This window comes from Streptomyces sp. NPDC046939, assembly GCF_040644575.1.
GTDB lineage: Bacteria > Actinomycetota > Actinomycetes > Streptomycetales > Streptomycetaceae > Streptomyces.
This window is the reverse complement of record NZ_JBEYWV010000039.1, coordinates 21,297-43,909: the sequence shown is the minus strand read 5'-3', so window position 1 is coordinate 43,909 and position 22,613 is coordinate 21,297. Positions and strand designations below refer to the sequence as shown.

General features: G+C 70.7%; 19 protein-coding genes, 1 tRNA gene and 1 pseudogene. 8 read left to right on the top strand and 13 right to left on the bottom strand.

The window, feature by feature from the left end; genetic code table 11:
- Nucleotides 1-46: 46 nt before the first annotated feature.
- On the bottom strand, nt 47-1,774 hold the full coding sequence (locus ABZ877_RS33225) for a hypothetical protein (protein ID WP_361079036.1): 1,728 nt from the start codon (nt 1,772-1,774) through the stop codon (nt 47-49).
- A 386-nt stretch (nt 1,775-2,160) separates the two neighbouring features.
- Here ABZ877_RS33225 and ABZ877_RS33220 point away from each other — a divergent pair, with 386 nt between their 5' ends.
- The gene (locus ABZ877_RS33220; RefSeq protein ID WP_361079144.1) at nt 2,161-3,876 is read left to right on the top strand and encodes an MFS transporter; all 1,716 of its coding nucleotides are present in this window, start codon (nt 2,161-2,163) and stop codon (nt 3,874-3,876) included.
- Between the two features lie 4 nt (nt 3,877-3,880).
- Here the strand turns inward: ABZ877_RS33220 and ABZ877_RS33215 are convergent, their stop codons facing one another.
- The 6 genes from ABZ877_RS33215 to ABZ877_RS33190 form a co-directional block, all read right to left on the bottom strand.
- Entirely contained in the window at nt 3,881-5,173 is a 1,293-nt protein-coding gene (locus ABZ877_RS33215) for an alpha-glucoside ABC transporter substrate-binding protein (RefSeq protein ID WP_361079033.1), read from the bottom strand.
- Nucleotides 5,170-6,324 carry a hypothetical protein gene (locus ABZ877_RS33210; protein WP_361079030.1) on the bottom strand — a complete coding sequence of 385 codons (1,155 nt, stop codon included), beginning with the start codon at nt 6,322-6,324 and terminating at the stop codon, nt 5,170-5,172. The genes ABZ877_RS33215 and ABZ877_RS33210 overlap by 4 nt, the downstream gene beginning before the upstream one ends.
- Nucleotides 6,321-8,591, bottom strand: a complete 2,271-nt coding sequence (locus ABZ877_RS33205) for a tetratricopeptide repeat protein (protein ID WP_361079027.1) — start codon at nt 8,589-8,591, stop codon at nt 6,321-6,323. The genes ABZ877_RS33210 and ABZ877_RS33205 overlap by 4 nt, the downstream gene beginning before the upstream one ends.
- Nucleotides 8,592-8,686: 95 nt before the next feature.
- Nucleotides 8,687-9,307: a bifunctional 4-hydroxy-2-oxoglutarate aldolase/2-dehydro-3-deoxy-phosphogluconate aldolase gene (locus tag ABZ877_RS33200; RefSeq protein WP_361079024.1), complete on the bottom strand. Its 621-nt coding sequence runs from the start codon at nt 9,305-9,307 to the stop codon at nt 8,687-8,689.
- Nucleotides 9,295-10,041, bottom strand: coding sequence for an IclR family transcriptional regulator (locus tag ABZ877_RS33195; RefSeq protein WP_361079021.1), 747 nt, complete (start codon nt 10,039-10,041; stop codon nt 9,295-9,297). Before ABZ877_RS33195 ends, ABZ877_RS33200 begins: the two co-directional genes overlap by 13 nt.
- A gap of 3 nt (nt 10,042-10,044) precedes the next feature.
- Nucleotides 10,045-10,950, bottom strand: coding sequence for a sugar kinase (locus tag ABZ877_RS33190; protein WP_361079018.1), 906 nt, complete (start codon nt 10,948-10,950; stop codon nt 10,045-10,047).
- 135 nt (nt 10,951-11,085) lie between these two features.
- Between ABZ877_RS33190 and ABZ877_RS33185 the strand changes: the two genes are divergently transcribed.
- Nucleotides 11,086-11,706: a GNAT family N-acetyltransferase gene (locus tag ABZ877_RS33185; protein ID WP_361079015.1), complete on the top strand. Its 621-nt coding sequence runs from the start codon at nt 11,086-11,088 to the stop codon at nt 11,704-11,706.
- Between the two features lie 117 nt (nt 11,707-11,823).
- On the top strand, nt 11,824-12,246 hold the full coding sequence (locus tag ABZ877_RS33180; protein ID WP_361079012.1) for a hypothetical protein: 423 nt from the start codon (nt 11,824-11,826) through the stop codon (nt 12,244-12,246).
- Nucleotides 12,247-12,371: 125 nt separating this feature from the next.
- On the opposite strand, the gene ABZ877_RS33175 is transcribed toward ABZ877_RS33180, so the two are convergent.
- The 3 genes from ABZ877_RS33175 to ABZ877_RS33165 all read right to left on the bottom strand — a co-directional run bounded on the left by ABZ877_RS33175 (nt 12,372) and on the right by ABZ877_RS33165 (nt 15,012).
- On the bottom strand, nt 12,372-12,938 hold the full coding sequence (locus ABZ877_RS33175) for a Uma2 family endonuclease (protein ID WP_361079009.1): 567 nt from the start codon (nt 12,936-12,938) through the stop codon (nt 12,372-12,374).
- A 227-nt stretch (nt 12,939-13,165) separates the two neighbouring features.
- Nucleotides 13,166-14,521, bottom strand: a complete 1,356-nt coding sequence (locus ABZ877_RS33170; protein ID WP_361079006.1) for a hypothetical protein — start codon at nt 14,519-14,521, stop codon at nt 13,166-13,168.
- Between the two features lie 26 nt (nt 14,522-14,547).
- Nucleotides 14,548-15,012 (bottom strand): hypothetical protein, encoded by a 465-nt coding sequence (locus ABZ877_RS33165; protein ID WP_361079004.1) that lies wholly within the window; start codon nt 15,010-15,012, stop codon nt 14,548-14,550.
- A 63-nt stretch (nt 15,013-15,075) separates the two neighbouring features.
- On the opposite strand from ABZ877_RS33165, the gene ABZ877_RS33160 reads away from it, so the two are divergent.
- From ABZ877_RS33160 to ABZ877_RS33150, 3 genes and pseudogenes are all read left to right on the top strand, one after another.
- Nucleotides 15,076-15,576, top strand: a complete 501-nt coding sequence (locus ABZ877_RS33160; protein ID WP_361079001.1) for an ATP-binding protein — start codon at nt 15,076-15,078, stop codon at nt 15,574-15,576.
- Nucleotides 15,577-15,588: 12 nt separating this feature from the next.
- Nucleotides 15,589-15,888 (top strand): putative ATP-grasp-modified RiPP, encoded by a 300-nt coding sequence (gene tgmA / locus ABZ877_RS33155; protein WP_361078998.1) that lies wholly within the window; start codon nt 15,589-15,591, stop codon nt 15,886-15,888.
- A pseudogene (locus tag ABZ877_RS33150) lies at nt 15,885-16,259 on the top strand (MvdC/MvdD family ATP grasp protein); the annotation flags it as partial. The gene tgmA and the pseudogene ABZ877_RS33150, both read left to right, overlap by 4 nt.
- 38 nt (nt 16,260-16,297) lie before the next feature.
- Here the strand turns inward: ABZ877_RS33150 and cyaB are convergent.
- Together cyaB and ABZ877_RS33140 are read right to left on the bottom strand one after the other, a co-directional pair.
- Nucleotides 16,298-16,861, bottom strand: coding sequence for a class IV adenylate cyclase (cyaB, locus tag ABZ877_RS33145; RefSeq protein WP_361078996.1), 564 nt, complete (start codon nt 16,859-16,861; stop codon nt 16,298-16,300).
- A gap of 14 nt (nt 16,862-16,875) precedes the next feature.
- Nucleotides 16,876-17,526 (bottom strand): XRE family transcriptional regulator, encoded by a 651-nt coding sequence (locus ABZ877_RS33140; RefSeq protein ID WP_361078994.1) that lies wholly within the window; start codon nt 17,524-17,526, stop codon nt 16,876-16,878.
- Nucleotides 17,527-18,067: 541 nt separating this feature from the next.
- Here ABZ877_RS33140 and ABZ877_RS33135 point away from each other — a divergent pair.
- Nucleotides 18,068-19,411, top strand: a complete 1,344-nt coding sequence (locus tag ABZ877_RS33135) for a Fic family protein (RefSeq protein WP_361078991.1) — start codon at nt 18,068-18,070, stop codon at nt 19,409-19,411.
- 1,008 nt (nt 19,412-20,419) lie between these two features.
- Here the strand turns inward: ABZ877_RS33135 and ABZ877_RS33130 are convergent.
- Nucleotides 20,420-20,495: transfer RNA gene (locus ABZ877_RS33130), tRNA-Arg, on the bottom strand.
- Nucleotides 20,496-20,842: 347 nt separating this feature from the next.
- Here ABZ877_RS33130 and ABZ877_RS33125 point away from each other — a divergent pair.
- Nucleotides 20,843-22,552 carry a class I adenylate-forming enzyme family protein gene (locus tag ABZ877_RS33125; RefSeq protein WP_361078989.1) on the top strand — a complete coding sequence of 570 codons (1,710 nt, stop codon included), beginning with the start codon at nt 20,843-20,845 and terminating at the stop codon, nt 22,550-22,552.
- Nucleotides 22,553-22,613 lie beyond the last annotated feature (61 nt).

Genomic DNA, 22,613 nt, shown 5'->3' with positions numbered 1-22,613 from the left:
CCGGGGCTGATCGACGGGCGCGTTCCCTTGTCGCCCGCCCGGCGCCCTACCGTTCGGCCGCCGGGCACCGCGGCATCGTCTTGCCCTTCGGCCCGCGGTAGGCCGACGTGATCCGGACCTTCCCCGGCTTCTTCACGGTGAGCCGCGTGAACTCCCCGGCCGGCGCCAGGCACCCCGCGTCCGCCCACAGCCAGGGCGAGTGGGCGATCCGTACGGTGACCGAGCCGGCCCTCGGCATCGACACGACGAGGTTGGCCCCGTCGGAGCTGGCCACGGTGGCGGGCGGGTCCACGAGCGGCACCGCGTCCTGGACCCCGTAGATCTGCCAGTTGGTGTCGTGCCACAGCAGCTTCAGATAGGGCGGTTCGCTCGTGACCAGGGCGTGCTCCAGCTTGGCGGGGCCGTCGGGCTCGCTCTTGGAGACCACCACGTAGCCGACCGCCCAGTGGGAGAGCCAGGCGCGGTAGGAGGCGGAGGTGAACGAGCCCTCGGGGACGTCCGTGCCCTCGTGCCCGCCGTAGAAGAGGCGGCCGCGTTCGACGTCGGCCTGCCGGTTCCAGCCGCGCGCCATGTTGATGTACGGGGCGAGGATCGCGGCCTCGCGGTGGTCGCGGGCGGGGACCACCTCGACGCGGGTGCGCTCGGCGCCGAGGCGCTTGAGCTCGGAGACGACGCCGTCGGTCTGCTGGGCCCACGCCGGGACCTTCGTGTTGTGGATTATGTCGGCGGTCGTCTTGCCGGTGAGCCAGGTCAGGGAGGACAGCAGGGCGATGCCGCAGACCGCGATCTGCCGACGCGGGGTGAACCAGCCGAACCGTGTGCCGTCCGCGGCTTCGCCCCGCCCGCGCCGCCCGTACCGGTCCATCGCGATCGCCAGCGCCGCGACCGGGGCGCCCAGCTCGGTGAGGCGTTCGACGTTCGTGCCGATCGGTGAGGAGATGAAGAAGGTGAGGACGACGCCGAGCGCGTACACGGCCGTCCCCCACCGCAGCAGGCGCCACGCGCGCGGAGCCGTCAGCAGGATCACGGCGCAGAGCAGCAGGGGCGTCCAGACGCGTCCGAGCGGCATCGGCTGCTCGCCCTTGAACGGGAACAGCCACGTCGTCACCGCCACGACGACGACCGGCGGCGCGAGCAGGGCCGCCGCCCGGCTCCAGTCGCGGGTCAGCAGGTGCGCGGTCCCGATCACGACGAGGAAGAGGCCGGCGACCGGGCTGGCCATCGTCGCCAGCGCCGCGCACAGTGCGGAGGCCGCGACGCGCGGGGCGCCGCGTCCGCCGACGAGCACGACGAGCGCGGCGAGCCCGAAGGCCACGCCCAGCATGAACGTGGAGCGGCCCGACACCACCTGGCACCACAGGCAGAAGGCCAGCACGAGCGCGGGTGCCAGGGGCCGGCGCACCTTGCTGTGCAGCATCAGGACCCCGGCGAGCCAGGAGGAGGCGACGCCGGAGAGCAGCGTCATCGGGACGACGCCGATGGCCGCCATCACGTAGGGCGAGATCAGGCTGTAGTTCGCCGTGTGCAGGCCGCCGTACCAGAACAGGTTGTAGGCGTAGCCCGGGTACTGGCGCGCGAACTCCGCCCACGCCACCTGCGCCGCGAGGTCGCCACCGCCGGTCGCGAAGACTCCCCACCACAGGCCGTACAGCGGCAGCGCGCACGCGGTGACCAGGAGCGGCACCCTGAGCCGTACGTGCCACGGCTCGGGGGGCGGGCCTGGGCAGGCGGCGGCGAGGGCGTCGCTGGGGGCGGGCAGTTCCGTGGAGTGCACTGAGCGTGTCCGTCTCGGGTCGGGGACGTGATCGTCGGCTTCGGGGAGAGCGGCCCCGGGCGGGGCACTATCGAAGAGTGTGCCGGGCGCCGATGGGTTGGTCCTCCGCCCGGAGAAGGATCGGCGGCGGCGTCCCCGCAGGCGGCGGCGTCCCCCGGGCGGCCGGGCCGCTCCCGCGGCGCCCGTGCGCACCGCCCGTGCTAGCGTCGCGAGACCGGGGCAGGACCGGGACGTTCCCTCGGTCGGTAAGACGGTGTACGGGAGTGTCAGCAGTGACCACAGCGGAGCCGACGCGCGCCGGCGGCGACGGGCCGGGCGCCGGGGGCGTACGAATACGGCAGGCGGAGGGGCCCGCCCAGGACGGCGGCGGCCGCCTCTCCTCCTGGATCGCGGGCGCCGAGCGGCACCCGGTCGTCGTCGCCACCGTCGTCGCCGCCGTACTGCACGTCGTGTGGTTCTTCACGTTCGCGAACAGCGGCGGCGACCTGGCCGCGCAGGACGCGTGGGCCGAGTTCGTCGGCCGCCACCCCGACTCCGCGTACAACCTCGCCTGGTACGGCGGCATGCACCCGGTCTCGTACAGCGTGGTGTCGCCGTATCTGATGTCCGTGCTCGGTGTCCGTACGACGATGATGGTCGCGGGCACGCTCTCCGCCGCCCTGCTGACCCTTCTCCTGTTCCGTACGCGCGTCCTCGCCCGGCCGCTGTGGCCCGCGCTCGCCGGTGTCTTCGCCCTGCTGTGCAACGCGGCGTCGGGCCGCGTCACCTTCGGGCTCGGCATGATGTTCGGGCTCGGGGCGGTCGCGGCCGTGTTCTGCTGGCCGTACCGGTGGCGCCACAAGCGGTGGGCGAAGGCGGCCGTCGCCGCGCCGCTCGCCGGGCTGGCGACGGCCGCGTCGCCGGTGGCGGGCCTGTTCGTGGGGCTCGTCGCGGTCGCGCTGTTCCTGCAGAAGCGGCGGCCCGGCGCGTATGCGCTGGGGCTCGCGCCCGCCGCCGTGGTCGGGCTGTCCGCGTGGCTGTTCCCGTTCTCGGGGACGCAGCCGATGTCGTTCTGGTCGGCGCTGCTCCCGCTCGTCTACGGCGCCCTCGTCCTGGTCCTCGCGCCGAAGAAGTGGAAGACGGTCCGGTTCACCTCCGGCGTCTACATCCTCTCGGTCCTCGGCGTCTGGCTGGTCAGCTCGCAGATCGGCACCAACATCACGCGTCTGCCGATGCTCTTCGCGGGCGTCGCGCTCCTCGCGATCCTGCCGTTCACCGTCCCCCGCTCGCGCAAGTGGTACGTCACCGTCATCGCGTTCATCGGCTTCAACGGCTGGGTCGGCGGCAAGATGATCTACGACGTCGTGCACACGGTCCCCGCCGCCTCCTGGGCCCGCGAGCTGGCCCCGCTCGTCAACCAGCTCCAGGAGGTCAAGGCCGAGCGCGGCCGCGTCGAGGTCGTGCCGGCCCGCTCGCACCGGGAGGCGTCCGCCCTCGCCCCGTACGTGAACCTGGCGCGCGGCTGGACCCGGCAGGCCGACATGAAGCGCAACCCGCTCTTCTACGACGACACGCTCAACTCGGCGAACTACCACGAGTGGCTGAAGCGCTGGGCCGTGCACTACGTGGTCCTGCCCAAGGGCGCGCCCGACGGGGACGGCGGCGAGCGCGAGCGGGAGCTGGTCCAGCGCGGCCTGCCCTACCTCACGCAGGTATGGGGCGACGACAACTGGCAGTTGTTCGCCATGACCGACCCGACGCCGCTGGCCGAGCCGAACGCGACGGTCGACGCCGCCGAGCAGGCCGAGCTGACCCTCGAGGTGACCAAGCCGGGCCGCATCCTCATCCGCGTCCCGTACTCGCCGTGGCTCGCGGTCGTCGACGAGGACGGCAAGGCGCTGGGCGCCCCGCGCGAGACCGAGGCGTCCAAGCGGGCGCGCGAGGACGACGAGTCCCTGCCGAAGCGGTACGAGAACGAGCACGGCTGCCTCCTGGAGACCGAGGAGGACGCCTCCGGCGACCAGTGGACCGAGCTGATCGCCCCGCGCGCGGGCACCTACCACCTGGCCGCGCCGTACAAGTGGTGGTCGCGGGGCACGCCCTGCCCGGAGGAGCTGAAGTAGCGGCTCACCTGCAGATGTCCGTCGGCGGGCGGATGCCCTCCGGCGTCTGTGCCGCCGCGATCTGCGTGCGCACCGTCTCCAGCTGGCCGAGCAGCTTGCGCAGCGTCGCCTCGTACGGGGAGCGGAAGTACTCCAGGACGGCGCGGTAGAACGCGTCGCGCAGCACGGGTGGCATGACGTCCGAGGCGTCGAAGCAGAGCGTGTTGCGTGCGTCGGTGAGGTAGGAGGCGATCTCCTGCGCCGCCGCGTTGTCGTCGGGCTGCGGGTCGGAGCGGTCGGGGAAGAACGGGCGCAGATGCGGCTGCGCGGTCCTCGACCACTGCTCGCGGCCGTCCTCGCTGGTCAGGCGCTTCACCAGCTCTTGGGCGCCCGGGTTGTCGGTGAGCACGGCGGCCATGTCGCCGGACACCTCGAACGCCTTGCTGTACGCGGCCGAACCGTGCAGGAAGCGGGCGGCGGGCTCCAGGCGGATGTCGTTCCGCGGCGCGTACACGTACCGCACGAACGACCCCTGGTGCTCGTGGGTGCAGCCCGGCATCGAACCGCCGAGCAGGCCGCGCGGGTCGCCGTCCGGGTCGTGGGGCGCGGGCGTCCCCCAGAACGACATGGTCAGGGAGCGTTGCACGGCGGAGCCCCGGGGCCCGCCGGCCCTGAGCAGCCCGGCCCATGTGGTGAAGGCCCGCTTCACCTCGGGCGACGTGGCCCAGTTGAGCTGCCCGGTCGCCCACCGCCCGTACGTCTCCGGGCCCGCCTGGTGCAGCAGGATGTCCTCGACCCAGTCGGTGCCGGGCCACCCGGACGTGGCCTGCGCCGCCATCCCCACGCACCAGCGGGGGTGGGCGCTCGACGATCCGGCCCTGCTCCACACCATGCTCTTCAGGTCGACCTTGAGCGGCACCCAGAACGTACGGTGCCAGCCCTCCACCATCAGCGTGGGCGACCAAGGGGCGTAGGCGCGTTCGGCGGTGGACTGGTCGAGGCGCTTCAGCTTGTTCCGGGTGGCGTACTCGGTGAGTTCGCCGATGCTGTTGAGGATGGCGACGTCCGGCGGCGCGTCGGCGGCGAGCTGTGCGACGAGGGTCTCGCGCAGCGAGCGGGTGCCCTTGTACACGTAGCGGTACCGGGAGCCCTCCGACAGATGGTCGAGGACCCGCTCGAACGCGGCGCCCTCCGGCCCCGTCCACGGGCCGAGCACGACGATCTGCCGGCCGTCGCCCGAGGAGCAGCCACCGCTCAGCGCCGCGATCCCGAGCAGACAGGCCGCCAGAAGGAGGCGCAGGAACCGGCTCGTCATCATGTGCCTCCGCCCCGGCCGACCACCAAGTACTCCCGCCGGTACGCGTGCAGCGCCCCCGCGAGCACCCCGCCCGCCAGGAGCCCCGCGGGCGCGACCCAGCCCGCGAGCGACCCCACGCCGCCGAACCTGCCTCGCGCCACCGTCCGCTCCATCCGGGCCGTCGCCGGGCGGATCGCGGTGGGGGCGGGCGCGGCCAGCGGGTCGTCGTCCAGGGCGACCTCGACGGCCGGCGACGCCTCGTGCGCGAGCACCCGCGCGTACGGCACGGCGTCCCGCTGCGCCTGCCACGCCCGCACCCCGTCGGCGACGACCCACGGCACGAGGAGCAGCGGCAGCGCGGCGGCGATCAGGGGCACGCTCACCCGGATCCGCATACGGCGGCGCAGGAAGACGAGCGTGCGCCACAACCCCACCGCGAGGAGGACGAACGCGAGGAGCGACACGGCGACCGCCGTCAGCACCCCGGGGCCGAGCGCGGCGCGGTCGGCGAGACGGTCGCGCAGCTCGTCCTCCAGGGCGGCGATCCGGTCGACGACCGTCGTGGCGTCGCTGCCCCGTGCCGCCCCGCACGGCGGATACGGCGCGTGCCGGTCCGTGGCCGGTCCGGGCGCGGTGTAGGCGCACAACATGCTCTGCGCGTACGCGAGCCCGGCCCTGCGCAGCGACGTGTCGGTCACGTTGGTCCGGGCCCAGGCGATCCACTCCTCGTAGCCGTCGATGAGACCGGAGACGACGTCGAGCTCCTGGCGCTGCGCCTCCGTGAACGCGCCGCCCCGGGAGAGCCGGGCGATGTCCTGGGCGGCGGCGCCGGTGCGGGCGGCGTAGCGGGGGCCGAGCCCGGACAGCTCCACCGCGTTCCCCGCGTCGAGGCTGACCTCGGCCTCCCGCTGGGCGATCCGCAGCGAGATCCGCGCGTCGGCCAGATCGCCGAGCGCGGGCGCGAGCTGGGTGCGGATGTAGGCCGAGTCCTCGCGTACGTCGGCGTAGGCCCAGCCGAGCGTGGTGAAGGCGACGACGGCGAGCAGCGGCAGCGCGACGAGCCGGTCCCGCAGGAAGGTGCGGTTGCGGACGCGGTCGGTCCCCGGCCACAGCAGGCGGCGCAGGACGAGGAGCCAGGCGGGCGCCGGACGCGGGCGCGGGCGGAGGTTCATCCGGTCCGCCGCAGCAGGGGGCGCAGCAGGACGTGCAGGGGGCGGCGCTCGCGGTGGTGGCGCAGGGCGAGGGGGCGCACCAGATAGGCGCGGTCCAGGAGGCGTTCGGCTATCCGGTCGGCGTGCGGCAGATCCGGCGAGCGGGCCGCCTGGCGCGCCAGGAAGAGGTAGAAGCCGGACAGGTCACGGCCCAGCGCCCGCTCCTGGGCAGGGAAGTCGAGCCGCGCGCCGGCGTCGACCGCCGCGTCGTCCCGGACCGCCGTCTCCCGGGCGAGCCGCCGCAGCCCGTCGGCGTCGATGATCCGGCCCGCGAGGAGCTGCTGCGCCGCCTCCCACACCTCGGCCTTCATACGGACACGGGCCGGTTCGTCGGTCAGGCCGTGCTCGGTGAAAAGGCGGGAGAGGCGGACCAGGGCCGTGCCGAGCGAGTCGGTGCCCGCCGCGTACTCGACGGCGATCCGCACCGTGGCCGTGCGGGCCGCCGTACGGTGCCGGGAGTGCTGCGGCACCGCGTCCAGCGCCTCGATCGCGGCGGTGCTGGCGCGCGGCCCGCCGAGCGCGAGCCGCGCCCGCGCCGCCCCGAACGCGGCGCTGCCCAGCGACGGGTTGCGCAGCCGCACCGCCTCGTAGAGTTCGAGCGCCTCGTGGTGGCGGCCGAGCCGCTCGGCGCAGTGGCCGAGGGCCAGCTTGGGCGCGTACTCGCCGGGGATCGCGCCGTAGACCTGGTCGAAGTGGTCGCGGGCCACGGGCACGTCGTCGTGGGCGAGCGCGAGGAGCCCGCGGTGCCAGTCGACCCGCCAGTCGTGCCGCGCCCGGTCCGCCCCTATGGCGTCGACGGCGGCGCGCAGCTCCCGCTCGGCGAGTTCCAGCCCGGCCGGGTCGCGGTCGCCGCGCAGGGCGACGCGGAGCGTCAACCGGCAGCGCAGCAGGTGCACTTCGGGGGAGGCGCGCCAGTCGGCGGTGTTCTGCAGCAGCGCGGCCGGGTCGGCGTCGGCGAGGCGGCTGAGCTCGGCGTGGTGGGCGTCGTGCGGGTCCGGCCGGGGCACGGGCAGGCTGGCGGCGGTGTCCGCGGCGGACGGCGGTTCGTGCAGCGGGCCCGGCGGGTCCTCGCCGGGCGGTACGGCCCAGCGGGGCAGCGGGGGAGCGGTGCCGAGCCCGCTGTCGAGGGCGTACGGCGACTGAAGGAACAGCGGCGACGGCTCGAACGTCTCGTCCCCGGTCCGCAGCGACCGCAACTCCCGCCACACACCCCGCAGTTGCGCCTCCATCTCGTGCGCGTCGGCGAACCGGTCGGCGGGCGCGGTGCGGGTGGCGCGGCGCAGCACACGCGCGAGGGAGAGCAGACCGAGCCCCTTGGGAGCGGGCGTCGTCGTCATCAGCGCGGTACGGGCGGCGATCGGATCGCCCTCACCGAGCCGGTCGAGCGCGCCGAGCGGGCCGAGGTCACGCGCGTGCTCCCCGAGCCCGCACAGCGTGCGCAGGGTCTCGCCTAGTCCGTACAGATCGTCCTGCGGCTGACTGGCGCCCGCCTTCTCGCTGGGCCTGAGCCGCACGTTCGGCGCGCGAAACCCGTACGTCGTCAGGCCCGGCGCGCCCGCCGCCCGGATGGACCCCACGTCGACGACCTTGATGGCGGCCCCGTCGTGCATCACGTTCTGCGGCTTCAGATCCCCGTACACCAAGGCGGCGGGCCGCGCGTGCAGATGGTCCAGGGCGGACAGGATCCGGACCCCGTACGCGAGCACGAACTCGTGGAAGCGGGCCCCGCCGAACCGCTCCGGGTCGAACCGGGCGAGCGCCCGCACCTCGTCGAGGTTGAGCCCGTCGACGTACGGCAGGACGAGGAAGTCGCCCACCTCCTCGTGGCTGCCGTAGTTGAAGACGGGGATGATGCCCTCGTGGTTGAGGTCGGCGAACGCCTGCCGCTCCTCCGCCAACGCGTGCGTGGCGAGCGCCAGTTGACCCGGCCTCAGCGTCTTCACGGCGACCTCGCGCTCGTCGACCTTCTCGTCGCGCGCGAGATACACGTCCCCCATCCCGCCGAGCCCGAGCCGCCGCACCACCCGGTACTGTCCGGCGAGCAGCGCCCCCGGCGCGAGCCCCGGCCGCCGGTCCTCCGCGTCGCCCGCCACCGGGTCGCGCGGCCGGATCTCCGGCAACGCCGTGACGTCGGGCCCTTCCGCGGGCAGCTCGACATCGGCGTCACGCGGCCTGTCGGGCGGCGGCATGACGAACAACGGCCCCGATCCTGAGGAGTCCCCCTCCATGGCGTCCCACAATAGGTGCGGGGGGCCGGTGACGGACCCTGAACGGTCAAGCCCTTCCGGCGCTCGAGGAGCGGGGCCCTGGGCGGAGCCCCGTGTCAGCGGGCAAGAAGCGCGGCGAGCCGCTCCAGCTGGTCCGGATCCTCCAGCGCGGACCCCACAGCGACGACCCGCGCCCCGGCATCCAGATACGCGGAGGCGTTCCCCGCGTCCAGCCCGCCCGTGGCGACGAACGGCACCTCCGGGAACGGCCCCCGCATCGCCCGGAACCACTCCACCCCGAGCACGCTCGCCGGGAACGCCTTCAGCCAGGTCAGCCCGAGCGCCCGCGCCGCCTGCACATCCGTGGCCGTGGCGACCCCGGGCAGATGCGGCAGCCCGGCCGCGACACTGGCCCGCGCCACCTCGGCGTCGAGCCCCGGCGCGACGGTGAACGCGGCGCCGGCCCCGACGGCCCGCTCCAGCCGCTCCACGGAGGTGACGGTGCCCGCACCGACCGCCTTGCCGCGCTCGCGCCCGGCGGCCACGACAGCGGCCAGCGCCCGCCCGGCGGCCTCGTCCTGCACGGGCACCTCGACGCACTCGATACCGAGATCCCAGGCGCGTACGGCCAGTTCGACGGACCTGTCGGGGGACAGGCCGCGGAGGATGGCCATGACGGGCACGCGGCCGAACAGGTCGTCGAAGGTCATGTCTGCCCCGGGGGTCACGGTCGCCATCCCAGCTCCTTGGAGATCGTCTCGGCGGTGGCGGCCAGATCGGGCAGCACACCGGTTTCGAGGGCGGGAAGATCCGCCTTGGCCTTCAGCGCGGTCACGGACACGGCGGCGACCACGTCCCCGCCGCTGTCCCGGACGGGGACGGCGACACAGTTCACGTAGTCCTCGTACTCACCGTCGTCGACGGCCCACCCGCGCGCTCGGGTCGTGTCGAGGACCTTGCGGAGCGCGACGGGGTCGGTGACCGTGGTGCCGGTGCGCGGCGCGAAGTCGCACCCCGCGAGGAGCTGGTCAGCGCGCTCGCGCGGCAGGAACGCGAGGATCGCCTTGGCGACCCCGGCGGTGTGGAGCGGGACCGGCCGCCCGATCTCGGCGTAGAGCCGCACGCCGTCGACGGGATCGACCTTGTCGACGTAGATGATCTGATGTCCTTCGAGGGCGGCGAGATGCACGGTGTGCCCGCACCGCTCACCGAGGCCGCGCAGGTGCCCGGCCGCGATGTCCTTGATCCCGAACTGTTCGAGCGCGAGCGCGGCCAGCCCGGCGAGCCGGTGCCCGACCGCGTACCGCCCGTCGGTCAGCCGCCGCGCGAGCCCGCCGTCGGTGAGCGACTCCAGGATGCGCTGGGCGGTCGACCGGTGCACGCCCAGGTGCTCGCCGACCTCGGTCTGGGTGCGGGGCTTGCGGGCGACGTACTCAAGGATGTCGATGGCGCGCCGTACGGTCTGCGACACGGGTCAACTCCCGTCCGTGACGGGGACGTAGTCCTCGATGCTGCGGAGGGTGCGCCCGGCGAGCCGGTGCCCGAGGGCGAGCCGTTCGCGGGGAGCGGCGCCGTCGAGCAGCCCGCCGAGATACCCGGCGGCGAAGGCGTCCCCGGCGCCGACGACCTCGACGACGTCGACGGCGGGAGCGGCGACGAAGTGCGTACTGTCCGGGCCGAACTCGGTGACGCCGACGTCCCCGTCCTTGACGACGAGGGTCCGGGAGCCACCGAGAAGCCGACGGACGTCGTCGGCGGTGCGCGTGCCCCAGAGCACCTCGGCCTCGTCCCGTCCGACGAGTACGAGGTCGGCGAGGCGGGCGAGATCGTGGAGGGTGGCGGCGGCCTCCTTGGACGAGGCCCAGAGGGCGGCCCGGTGGTTGACGTCGAAGGAGACGAGGGTGCCCCCGCGCCGGGCGCGCTCCATCACCGTACGGACGAGAGCGGCGCACCCGTCGGACAGCGCGGGCGTGATCCCGGTGAGGTGGAGCAGCCGTACGCCGTGCAGTTCTACGCGATCGGCGTCGGCGACGGACATGCGGGAGGCGGCGGACCCGGCGCGGTAGTAGTGCACGCGGGTGCCGTCGGGCCCGGGGTCCTTGAAGTAGACGCCGGTGGGGGCGTCGGGGTCGACCAGGACCCCGCCGACGTCGACCCCGCGCGAGGCGACGGCCCGCACGACGCGCCGCCCGAACGGATCGTCGCCGACACGACTGACCCAGGCGGCCCGGTGCCCGAGATCGGCGAGGTACTGCGCGACGGTCGACTCGGCCCCGGCGACGGCGAGCCGCAGCGCCTCGCTGTGCTCAAGGGGGGTGCCGTCGGCGGGCCCGATCTGCGCCATGGTCTCGCCGAGACAGATGACGGCCGTACCGGTCATACGGGGTCCTTTCTTGAGCGAGTGCGCCTGTGTCACGGGGGACCGTAGCAATGAGCACGCAACAGGTGTGCACATGTCGCAACAGCCGACGAAATGCCGATGCGGGGAGGTGTGAAGGGGAACGATGATGCGCCCATGCCGATCGAGATCGCTCCCGTCATCGAGCCGGGCACGCTGGCCGCGACCCCCCAACCGACCCTGCACACACCGGACGGCGAACTGCGCCTCCGCGCCTTCGAACCGTCGGACGCGCCGGCCGTCCACGCGGCGTTCCAGGACCCGACTCTGCGCTACTGGCACGCGCGCAGCATGGAGACGCCGGCCGAAGCGGAGACATGGGCGCGGGAGGCCCGCGAGGGCTGGGACAAGGAAAGCTCTGCCCAGTGGTTCGTGACCCGCTCGTCCGACGGCGCCCCGCTCGGCCGGATGGCGCTGCGGGAGATGGACCTGATGGAGGGCTTCGCGGAGGTCGCCTACTGGATGCTCCCGGAGGCCCGGGGCCAGGGCGCGGCTCCCCGGGCTCTGCTGGCGCTGACGGAATGGGCCTGGAAGACGGGCTTCCACCGCCTGGAGATCCGCCACTCGACGCGGAACGAGCCGTCGTGCCGCGTGGCGCTCAAGGCCGGTTACGAACTGGAGGGCACGCGGCGCAGTTCGGCGCTGCACACGGACGGCTGGCACGACATGCACGTACACGTACGGATCGCGCCGGACGGACATCGGACGGACATCGGACGGTGTGACCTGAGCACGTGATCTGAGCACGTGATCTGAGCACGTGATCTGAGCACGTGATCTGAGTACGTGATCTGAGTACGTGACTGAGTAGGCGCGCTCAGGCGGCCCCCGCGCCGGTGCGGCGACCCTGGCCACATGACCGACGAACTCCGCAAGCGCACCCCTCTCCACCAGGCCCTTGCCGCTGTGCTCCTGGCCCTGATCGCGGGGGCGGCCTGGGCCGCGTGGCTCGGCTGGGACCAGCACCGGGACGTCAGCGCGGACGGCACGGAAACGGGCCCGTACGAGGCGTGGCAGGTCCTGGGCCTGGTGGTGACTTTGCTGCTCCCGGTGATCTGGGCAGCGACCCGCCACTACGTACCCGCCGCCGTACTCGGCACGACGGCGGGCCTGACGATCGCCGCGTACGTCGACTGGTCGGACGACGCGAGCGGGCTGTACGGGGTCGGGGTGCTGATGGTGATGCTGGGGAGCGCGGCGGCGACGGCGGTGGTCGCGGGGCTGGCACAGGCGGCGACGCGGGGCCGGGGCGGGCCGCGCGATCACGCGACGGTGTGACCCCACATCGCACCTGAGGGGGCAGCGGATCGCGAGGCAGGCGCCCGGGTGGCACTGATCGACCTCGACGTGCAGCGAGCCACTTGCTCCGGCTCACGCCGTCCTGTACGCCAAGCAGCGCATGGTCAGACCTGGCCGAGGTCGACCTCCACCGGGAAGGGGGCCGCGACCTTGAGGACGCCGGTGAAGACGTCTCCGTCCCGGTAGGTCTTCGTCGCGGGGTCGAGGACGTAGGTGTACACGAGAGGAACGCCGGTCGCGGCCTGCTCGATCCGCCAGTAGAAGCCGATGCCCGCCTTGGCGTACTGGTCGACTTTCACGATCCGGTCGGTGGTTTCCGAGCCCGGCGACACCACCTCCGCGACCATCAGCACGTGCTCAGGGCGAGTGGGCGTGATGTCGATCGTGTCTGCGCGGTACACGACGACGTCCGGGCGGCGATTGGTGAGCGGGACGTCCTGAAGCCGGACGTCGAAGTCCGTGTCGGCGTTCCACTCCGGGCCCGCGGCGGCATCCAGGGCGTTCGCCAGAATCCGAGCGAGCCGGTTGTGCCGCTTGGACGCGCGCGGACTGACGACGACCATCCCGTCCACGATCTCGATGCCGACGCACTGCTCCTCGGACCAGGACTCGTACTCCTGCGCCGTGATCTGCTCATGCATCCACGCCGGGGCCACCATCTCGGCCGTCATGAAGCACCTCCCGGCCACTGTGCGGCGGGCCCGATAGCACGCTGATCTCGTTCACGCTCTCTCCTGTCAGCCGACGTCCGACCGATGTTGTGCCGCAGCTCCAAGGCCATGGGCGAGGGCGGCGGGTTCGATGAACTCGCCGAACACCTCGTCGGCAACCTCCATGCTGCGGGGGCCCGGCTGAACTGCTGGGCCCGTCGCTCGCGTGAAACGTCCCCCAGGAGAGGTCACACGTCGAATGCATCCATCATGTGATCGTCCAGTTCGGTGACGAAGTCCTCGCGACGCCACGGCCTCAGGTCGCGCCGGGCTCGTCGAAGCCGGATGGAGGCCACGCGGCTCCCCGTGGAGGCCGCAGCTTCGACGCAGTCGTGCAGGAGCGAGGCCGCCGCCCGAGGGTCGTCGAGGCGGATCCGCGCGACCGCTTGGTCGGTCGACACGATCGCGCGTTGTACTCGCTCGCGAGGGGCGGAGAGCGACGCCGCCGAGCGGGCGAAGTAGGCATGTGCCTCGGATGGATCGCCGACGTACAGCGACGTCACCCCTTCGAAGCCGCGCAGATGCGCGGGGGAGAAGCTGGTGGTCACCGCCGCGGGGTCGCCGTCGCGGTCGCTGTCCATGTCGTACCAGGCGAGCCCGAGCGCTCCTCTCGCCTCGCTGCCCGCTCCGGCCCGAGCGGCGACCTCCGCCTGCACGGCGTGAGCACGGGCGCGTACGGTCACGCTCTCCCCGGCCGCAGCGTCCCGAACAGCCGCGTCGACCAGGGCCTTCGCGGCGTCGAGCCCCGGCCGGGAGTAGAGCGTCACCAGCGCGTGGCTCAGATGCACCATGGCCCGCCGCCACGACGCGCCGGTCGCCCCCGCTGCCGTTGTCGCCGCCGAGTAGAGAGACCGTGCCGCCTGATCGTCGCGGGTCTCGAAGGCGAACCGTCCGGCGAGGGTGTACGCCTGCGCCGCGACCGCTTGCAGGTCCGGCAGGAAGGCGGCCGGGACGGACGCCCTCTCGTCGAGCAGACGCCGGCACGACTCGACGACCGGCGCCAAACAGATCTGCAGACGCACGAACGGGATGCTGCCGACCTGTTCGTTGACGTGAGCGAGCGCGACACGCAACAGATCGACCAACCCCTCGTCCACCCGGGACGGATCGGCCAACGCCACCGCCAGGGCGTCCTGTGCCGTCGGCCCCAGAAGCGCGAGCAGCCCTCGGCCGGACCCCGTCGCCGTACGCGCGAGATGGGTGCGCAATGCGTTGAGCCGGTGTTCGCTCTCGCCGAGGTGCGCGAGCGCGTCGAGCAGCTCGGCGAAGTCCGTTCCCGGGCCGAGCGCCATGTGCCCGTCGGCGTCTCGCGCGTACAGGTGCGCGAGGAGGAACTGGTAGCGCTCGCAGGGTAGGACCGGTGCTGTTCCGCTCTCCCAGCGCGCGACGGAGCGCTGCACACCGGAGAGGCCGGCGTCGAGCGGCTGTCTGAGCTGTGCGGAGGTGTCGATGAGGGCGCGCGCGGTGTCGCGCAGGGACCGGCCGTGACGCTGTCGAAGCCTTTTGAGCGTGGCCGCACCGACAGCGCTGTCGTGAGTGCTCACACCCGCATCATGCCCACCCCGACGAGTCATACGGGCACGATCAACCGGGGTTTGCCTCGATGCGCCCCGTAATCGATCGTCTGCCAGGTTCCTGACCCGCCCTTGGGACGACCTTCCGCGGGGAACCCGATGACCATGTCGGAACGGTCGACCATCCATCGGTTCCGAGCGTGATACGCGGCGGTCCGCAGTTCCGGGGCGCCCAGTTCGACGACGCGAGCGATCCGCTCGCGGCACTCGTCCACCGTCCGCCGCGCCTCGGGCGGTTGCTGCGCCACCGTTCCCGGGACGACGACCGTGATTTCCGCACCAGTGTTCCGGGCGAGCCACGACAGGGCCAGGCTGTCGATCCCCTTCGCACCTCCGACGTAGAAGCGGGAAGCGTCGTCTTCGGCGAAGGGTCGCACATAGTGGGTGAACACCCCCGTGTACCAGGTGCTCTCACGATGCCCGGTTGACCGTGTGCCGGTGATCGTCATGGTCAGAGGCATGATCAACTCCGCGTCATAGGTTGTCGTATCCCGCGCTGCACGACCGTGCGGTGGGATCGAGGCATGGAAGCGAACACCGCAGCCATTCTGGCGGAGCAAGCCGCACCACCTCAGGACGGATTCCCCACGCAGAGGCCACGAGAGAGACGCTTCGGCCTGCGACCGGTGTCCGTCAGACGGGCGCGGTCGTTCGTCGTCGACGGTCTTTCCGGCTGGTTGTCGGAGGAGCGACTCGTCGACCTGAACGTCTGCGTATCCGAACTCGCCACGAACGCACTCAAGTACAGCAGTGGCAGGGGCAACGGCTTCCGTGTCCAAGTGATGCGGCGTGCCGAGTGGCTACGCGTCGAGGTGCGTGATGGCGGCAGCAGCGATGGCAAAACCCCGCACGTGCGACGACCGGCCGACGACGACTCCGCGGGGCGCGGGCTCCTCCTTGTGGCGGCCCTCGCGGACGACTGGGGAGTACGGCGCGACGCAGGCTCCGGATACACGGTCTGGGTCGAGTTCAGGACGAGCGACCCGGCGACGCCCGTCACCCCGCTCAAGCGGACCGAACCATAGAGAGGACGAGCAATGTTCAAGCACGCGGAACGCTTCCCCACCGGCACCCCGATCCCGACGGGCCGCACCACGCCACCACCCTGGGGACTCAGCCGACTCACCCCGTACCCGTCCGCCGGGACACAACAACCCACGCGCGTAGAGATCGACCCGGAGACACAGACCACCCGCTGCTTCGACGCGGCCGGAGCCCCGGTCGCCGCGCCCGGCCATGGGACGAGCAGCGGCACCAACCCCTCCACCGGCACGTCTCCCGACGGCCACGGCCACGGCGGCGGCGACACGGACACCGGCAACGACACCGACCAATGACGCGAACCGAAGACCGGCGACCGGTCGCGGTCATCACGAACGACGACGACCCGACCGCCGACCTAGTGATCGCCGAACTGCACGGCCGGGGCGTCCCTGTCGTGCGCTTCGACAGCGGCCACGTCCCCGCCACCTTGACCTGCTCGGCCCGTATCGGCGGTGACGGCGGTGACCGGGAGCAGTGGCGGGGAAGCCTCACGACACCGACCCGCGTCGCCGCCCTGGACGGCGTACGGGCGCTGTACTACCGGCGCCCCTCCGGGTTCACCTTCCCGCATCTTGATGTGCAGACCGCGCGCTTCGCCGCTGCCCAGGCGCGGTACGGACTCGGCGGCGTTCTCGTCTCGCTGCCCGACTGCCTCGAGCTGTCGGGGCGGTTGCTCACTGCCAGGAGATGACGGCCGTCCGCTCAACCACGCCGCGCGGCCACCGCGCTCGTGTACGTCTCGCGGGTCAGATCCTCCCCGGCGATGCCGAGCTCAGCGAGCACGGACCGCACGTCCTCAAGAGCCGCGCCGACCTCACTCGCGTCCACAATCGCTTCGAGCTCGATGAACGTCCCGTCGAGCTCGGGAACACGCACCAACGTGGCGAGCATCCGCCGACCGTGTGCCACGAAGCTGTAGTTGCGGCAGTGCTTCTCGAAAGCGATCACCTCGACGTAGCCGAGCCCGCGCAAGATGGCGTGCGTCGCATCGGCGTCGTCTACGTGGGTCTCGTACTCGGGCTTCGAACCGGAGCCCTCGTCCACCGCGGCGGCCTTGAACGTGAGGACGGTGCGGGTGTCACCGCTGCCCGAGTTGTGCACCGTCCGTACACGCAGCTCCTGGTCGGCTCTCCCCAACACCTCACCTGGCCTGTCGTAGTACGTGTCCCTGTATACCTCGACGCGCGGCTCGGCCCACCCGTCGAGTCTGGCCACGACTTCCTCCGGCGAACGCACCCGCGCCTTCAATTCGGCTTCGACAGGCACCGCTACCCCTCCCTTCAGACCGTGCGCCGCGCACCGTCGACGACCGCCTCGAACATCCGGCGAAAGCCGCGGTACAGGGGACCGTGTGGCGTGGCCATCACCTTGTACGTAGCCGACTCGTGCCCTTCCCAACCGGAGTCGAAGGCGCCGACGAACAATGTGTCGTCCGCGCGGATCAGCCGCCAGGTCGGCAACATGCGATACCGCCACACGCTGATGTCGCAGGTGTCGGAGAGATCCCGCAGCCGCGCCTCGGTCAGTCGCACACCGGCGGCGAGCGACTCGGGCGATTCGCCGATCTCGGCTGCTCGCTTCGCCAGTGCCTCGCTGTCGGGATCCAACAGCGCCACTCGGACGCGTAGCCCTGACTTACCGTCCGCACGCGGCAGGCACGTGCGCAGCAGACTGTCGTTCAGCCCCACCAGACCGAGGCCGCGTACGGCCAGCACGTCCAGTTCGGCGGAGCCCCGAGTCTGCTGCCGGATCTCCTCCGCCGCTGACGCCTGAGCCGCGTACACGCGCACCACTTCCGGGAACGCGGCAAGGTCGAACGCCGCACCCCCGCCGCGCCGTTCGCGGCCACCCGCGAGACCGAGCAAGTGGCGTGCGTCGTCAGGCATGTGCAGACCATCGGCGATCCGCTCGTACACGTCGATGCGGACCACTTCGACGCAGTAGGCACCGCCGCCCTCCGCGTGAGGCGACTGGCCAAGGGCGCCAGGGTGTGGCACCCACGCAGCTCTGGGGGCATGCGCGAAACCCCGAACACGACAAAAGGGTCAGCCCGGGAGAAGCTCCCTGGGCTAGCCCTTCTGCCCACGCCCCCGGCAGGATTCGAACCTGCGCCACCCGCTTTAGGAGTTCGATCTTCCCTCGACGCGAGCGGGGCGTACTTCGCTCTCCGGTGCCGCAAGGGGCTGGTGCATGTTGCCACTGTGCGGGGCCGTTGATGTCAGCCGTGGATGTCAACCGAACAGCTCCTGCACGGGGTAGACGGTCACCGGCTCATCCGGCCGGGTCGGCCCAGCGCCACCAGACGTGGTCGCCAGCACACCTCCAGAGTGCCCGGCAGGCCCGACCGTCGTCCTCGCGCCGCGACATCTACTACGCGGTCCGGTGCGGGGTTCGTCTGCGCCACAGCCCTTCTTGGTGGCCAGGATTGACTGAAAGCCTGCCTTTGCGCCTGCCAGCCCGTACGGTTGGCTCATGGGAGAAATTGATGACATCTTCGCAGGCACCCCGTACCTGATTTCCGCTGACGAGAATGCGGTTTCTCGTTTTAGAATCGTCGAAGAAAAGGCAATCCGTTTACGGGAAAAGTCGATTGCCGTGCAGGAGCGCATCGCCCTTGAGGGGCAAGAGATGTTCGAGCCCTATGCCCGCGCAATTAGGACCCGAATCGTTGCGGAGAGTAATCGTATCGAAGGCTATGACTGGACTTACAGACAGGTTAACGAAGTAGCTCTCACGTGCAGGGAACTCCTACAAGGGCCTGTGGGTTCCTTGATGCAGGCGGTCAGGCAAGATCCGAAAGTCTACGAGGCGCTCGGGCTTTACAAGGCGCACGAAATCGCAGATGAATGGGCGCGTGGTTCTGTGAGGCCGCGTGAGTTTGAAATGCGCTCGCTGCATGAGCTAATCGCTAGCGGGGAATCGTATGCTGGCCGATATAAGGAGGTGGAAAATAAAATTGGCGGCACCAAGCATCGCACTTCTGCCCCCTGGGAAGTTCCCATCCACATGCGTGAACTTACCGAATGGTGGCAGCAATGCGATGTGAATCCGGCCTTGGAGGCTACGGTTGTTCACGCCTGGCTAACGCATATTCATCCATTCGAGGATGGGAACGGCCGAATGGCTCGCCTGCTTGCGAATATGTCCTTGGCGCGGAACGGATTTCCGCCTCTTTTGGTGCGTTCGGGAGTTGATCGCGGACAGTATTATGATGCTCTAGCGCGAAGCGACGAGGGTGACATGTTGCCGCTCTACGACTTGTTTGTTCTGGTGCTGAATCGGACCGTTCGGCTCATGTCGCGCCCGGACTACGTCCGGGAGATCGTTAAGGACCGCCTGTTGTCCACCGTGAGAGACAGGTTCGATCTCTGGAAGATCCTTCCAGACCAGTTTTTCATGGCCCTGTCGAGTGCATTCAAGGCCCGAGGGTGGTCCATGCTGCTGCAAGGGAACCCCGACTTGAGCTCGTATGCCTTGCTGGAGGATCTTGACTCTGAAGGTAATTCTTGGTTTGGGAAGGTGTTGGATGAAGACCGGGCGCCAAAGTGGCTCCTGTGGTACGGATTTAAGAGCGAGGTCCTGCGTGACCTTGACGGTACGGCGAAGCGGTATCCGTCAATTTTTGTTTCTGTGCGAGACGATAATCCCGAGGCTGTTCACCCGTATCGCCCGCTGCGATTTGATGAAGGGCCCGTGGAAGAGATCGTCTTGCGGCCTATGGAGGCTCATACAGTTTTGCTTCGTCGAGGCTACGACGTAGAGGAGAAAAGCATCCTGGAAGCAGCGAGAATCTTGACAGGTGAGCTCGCGTCTTGAGGTTCGCTTAGCGATCCAGGTGAATCCATCACTCGCTGGGCCGGGTACCCAGGCAGAGGTGCGGGGGTCATCAATTTGGGAGAACACAGATGGTCTAGCGGGAGTTGGGCTGCGGACTTGGCCCGACGGCTCGTTGCCTCGCGAATTTCCGTTCAACCTGGCACAGTGCTGGCACGCTCTGCGACGTTAGGCAACCGCCTAGGGGGACGGAAGAGGCGAAGCGCTCGGACTACGGTCACGGCGTGGTTTCTAGCGGCGGTTGCCTCATGCAGGGTTGGCGTGTGGCCCGCGTGTGCCGCACGGTTCCTGACGTTAGCGAGTTCCTGCGAGAGTCTGCTCTTGGAAACTCCTGGGTCTCCCCCAAGTTTGGTGCATAGCGCGCGCAAGTTCGCTACTCCGTTAACATCCTTAATTATTTCGTCAATGAAACCCTGCCCTAGTCCTTTGGCGGACACGCTGTCAGCGATGTAGGAAGCCAGAGCCACTTCGTCTGCTCGGCTCCGCCTGGGGCGATGGTGGACGGGATAGGAGCCCCCACACTCGCCACGATGTGCCCGCGGCCGGGAAGGGTGCCCCCTCCCACCCCGTGCTGGCCGATCCCCCGCCGGAGGCATCGTCTGTGACCGAGGGTCGCGTACATCGGGTGATCGACTCATGCCACCAGGCCCACCACATGAAGGGCGGGCGTCGGCGCAGCGGGGCGGAGCGGGCCGAAGGCAGGAGCGGCAACCCCGGCGGAGCCGTGAGCCCGCCCGGCGGCGCGGAGCGGTGCCGGGTGCTTGAAGCAGTAGAGAAAGTTGTAACTCAGTCGTCCACTGGGACTTGAAGTCGTATGCGCAGCTTGGCAGCCCGCCTGCGGGCGAGGGCAGGGAGATCGCCGGACGTAACCACCGGTGATCTGGGTGTCCGGCTGCTCAGGACTCGTCGCGGTCGTCTGTGATCGCTCGCGTTGCTGTCACCTGTAGATGGCAAAGGCCCCGGACCATGATCGGTCCGGGGCCTTTTGGCTGGTGCCCCCGGCAGGATTCGAACCTGCGACACCCGCTTTAGGAGAGCGGTGCTCTATCCCCTGAGCTACGAAGGCGGGGTGGCGGAGCAGACCGTAGGGTCTGGGCCACCGCCGACAGTGTAGCGGGTGGGCCGGTGCGGGAGATCGGGTTGCTCGGTGCGTGCCGTCGCTCCGGTCTGACCTCGCGCCTAGTTTGTCGCCCCCCGGCCCGTGCCCGCGTGCAGAGCGCCGCTGTCCCGGCCCGTGCCCGCGTACAGCTTGCCGCCGCCCCGGGCCGTGCCCGCGCAGAACCCGCCGCCCCCCGGGTCGCGCCCGCGCTGAACCCGCCGCCCCGCTCTGCGCCCGCGCATAGCTCGTCCCCACCCCAGTCACCCCCGCACGCACCTTGACGCCCCCCAACCCCCCAGCCGTACCGTCCCCACATGGATGACCTGGGTTCCCTGGAAGCCTTGCTTACCGCGCCGGGTGCGCCCTTTGCTGTGGGGCGGGGGGAGGATGGGCGGCTCGGGTATGTGGGTGGGCCTCGGACTCTGCGGGAGTTTGTTGAGACCACCTGGGCCTTCGGGGATGCCCCGTTTCTCGTGTCCGAGGACGGGCGGATGTCGTACGGGGAGTTCTTCGCCGCCGCTTGTGCGCTTGCTCGCCGCTACGTCGGTCAAGAGAGCGACGGGGGGTATGGGCTGGTCCCCGGGGATCGGGTCGTCGTTGCCATGCGGAATCGGGGCGAGTGGCAAGTTGCGTTTTGGGCCGCTCAGTTGGCCGGACTCATCGCCGTGCCGCTGAACACCTGGTGGACCCCGGACGAGCTCGCGTACGTCCTCGATGACTGTCGGCCCGGGCTCCTGGTCGTCGACGGGGAACTGTATGAACGTGTCCTGCCCTGGTGGCGGCGGCAGGAAGGGCATGTCCGGCCCTGGGTCGTCGTCGTGCTTGACCAGGACGTCGACAGCCGTGGGCTTCCCGGTCGGGTGCAGCTTTATCGGGATCTTCCCGTTGCTGATCCCTCTCTCGGGCCTCCCGATATCTACGTAGCGCCCGAGCATGACGCCACCATCCTCTATACCTCCGGCACCACCGGGCGGCCCAAAGGGGCCGTCGCCACCCATCACGCGCACGTCGGGGCCATCGCCAATTCCCGGTACTTCGCCGCCCTCTCCGCGCTCGCGCGCGGGGTCGTGCCGGGGCAGGGGCCCGCGCCCGTCGGGCTGCTGACCTTTCCCTTCTTTCATGTCGCGGCGTTCACCGGGTTCTACGGGGCCATGGCCGCGGGCGGCGCGATCGTCGTGTTGCGGAAGTGGGATGCCGACAAGGCGCTGGCCGTCATCAAGGAGTACGGCGTCTCCGCGTTCGGTGGAGTGCCCACCACCGCGCTTCAGTTGCTGGAGCGGGCCGAGGAGGTGGGGGACGAGATGCCGACGCTGACCATGTTCAGTACGGGAGGCGCCGCCGCCCCGCCCCGCTTGGTCGAGCGGCTCGCCGCGCGGTTCGGGGAGCGCGTCGAGCCTCGTAACGGGTACGGGCTGACCGAGACCCTCGGGGGCGTCGCCGCCAACTTCGGTGCGCGGTACCGCCAGTGGCCCGACAGCGTGGGGAAGGTGGCGCCCGCCGTCGAGGCCCGCGTCGCTGCCGATGAGGGGGGTGTCGGGGAGCTTCTGTTGCGGGGGCAGTGCGTGTTTCGCGGGTACTGGGGGGACGAGCGTGCCACCCGCGACGCCTTCACCGATGACGGGTGGTTCCGTACGGGGGACCTCGCCGTGATCGGTCCGGAGGGGCTCATCCGCGTCGTCGACCGGCTCAAGGACATGGTCATCCGGGGCGGTGAGAACGTGTACTGCGTCGAGGTCGAGAGTTGTCTGCACGGGCATCCCGATGTGGTGGAGGCCGCCGTGGTCGGGGTGGCGCATCCTGTGCTGGGGGAGGAAGTCGCCGCCTTCGTACGGGTGCGGGCCGGGGCCGCGCTCGATGCGTCCGGGCTGCGGGAGTACGCGGGGCGGACGCTCGCCGCGTTCAAGGTGCCCGTGCACGTCGTGATCCAGGAGGAGCCGCTGCCGCGCAACGCCACCGGCAAAGTGCTGAAAGGGGAGCTTCGGGAGCGGTTCGCGGCCGCCGAGAGCACAGAGGTGAGAAGCTAGGCGCAGGTCAGAAGCTAGTCGCAGGTCGGAAGCTGGTCGCAGGTCACGAGTTAGTCGCACG

Excerpts from the sequence above, each read along its gene's own strand:
- ABZ877_RS33215 (WP_361079033.1), bottom strand. The coding sequence starts at position 5,173 with ATGATGACGAGCCGGTTCCTGCGCCTCCTTCTGGCGGCCTGTCTGCTC.
- ABZ877_RS33210 (WP_361079030.1), bottom strand. The coding sequence starts at position 6,324 with ATGAACCTCCGCCCGCGCCCGCGTCCGGCGCCCGCCTGGCTCCTCGTC.
- ABZ877_RS33205 (WP_361079027.1), bottom strand. The coding sequence starts at position 8,591 with ATGGAGGGGGACTCCTCAGGATCGGGGCCGTTGTTCGTCATGCCGCCG.
- ABZ877_RS33200 (WP_361079024.1), bottom strand. The coding sequence starts at position 9,307 with ATGGCGACCGTGACCCCCGGGGCAGACATGACCTTCGACGACCTGTTC.
- ABZ877_RS33190 (WP_361079018.1), bottom strand. The coding sequence starts at position 10,950 with ATGACCGGTACGGCCGTCATCTGTCTCGGCGAGACCATGGCGCAGATC.
- ABZ877_RS33185 (WP_361079015.1), top strand. The coding sequence starts at position 11,086 with ATGCCGATCGAGATCGCTCCCGTCATCGAGCCGGGCACGCTGGCCGCG.
- ABZ877_RS33180 (WP_361079012.1), top strand. The coding sequence starts at position 11,824 with ATGACCGACGAACTCCGCAAGCGCACCCCTCTCCACCAGGCCCTTGCC.
- ABZ877_RS33175 (WP_361079009.1), bottom strand. The coding sequence starts at position 12,938 with ATGACGGCCGAGATGGTGGCCCCGGCGTGGATGCATGAGCAGATCACG.
- ABZ877_RS33165 (WP_361079004.1), bottom strand. The coding sequence starts at position 15,012 with ATGCCTCTGACCATGACGATCACCGGCACACGGTCAACCGGGCATCGT.
- ABZ877_RS33160 (WP_361079001.1), top strand. The coding sequence starts at position 15,076 with ATGGAAGCGAACACCGCAGCCATTCTGGCGGAGCAAGCCGCACCACCT.
- tgmA (WP_361078998.1), top strand. The coding sequence starts at position 15,589 with ATGTTCAAGCACGCGGAACGCTTCCCCACCGGCACCCCGATCCCGACG.
- ABZ877_RS33135 (WP_361078991.1), top strand. The coding sequence starts at position 18,068 with ATGGGAGAAATTGATGACATCTTCGCAGGCACCCCGTACCTGATTTCC.
- ABZ877_RS33125 (WP_361078989.1), top strand. The coding sequence starts at position 20,843 with ATGGATGACCTGGGTTCCCTGGAAGCCTTGCTTACCGCGCCGGGTGCG.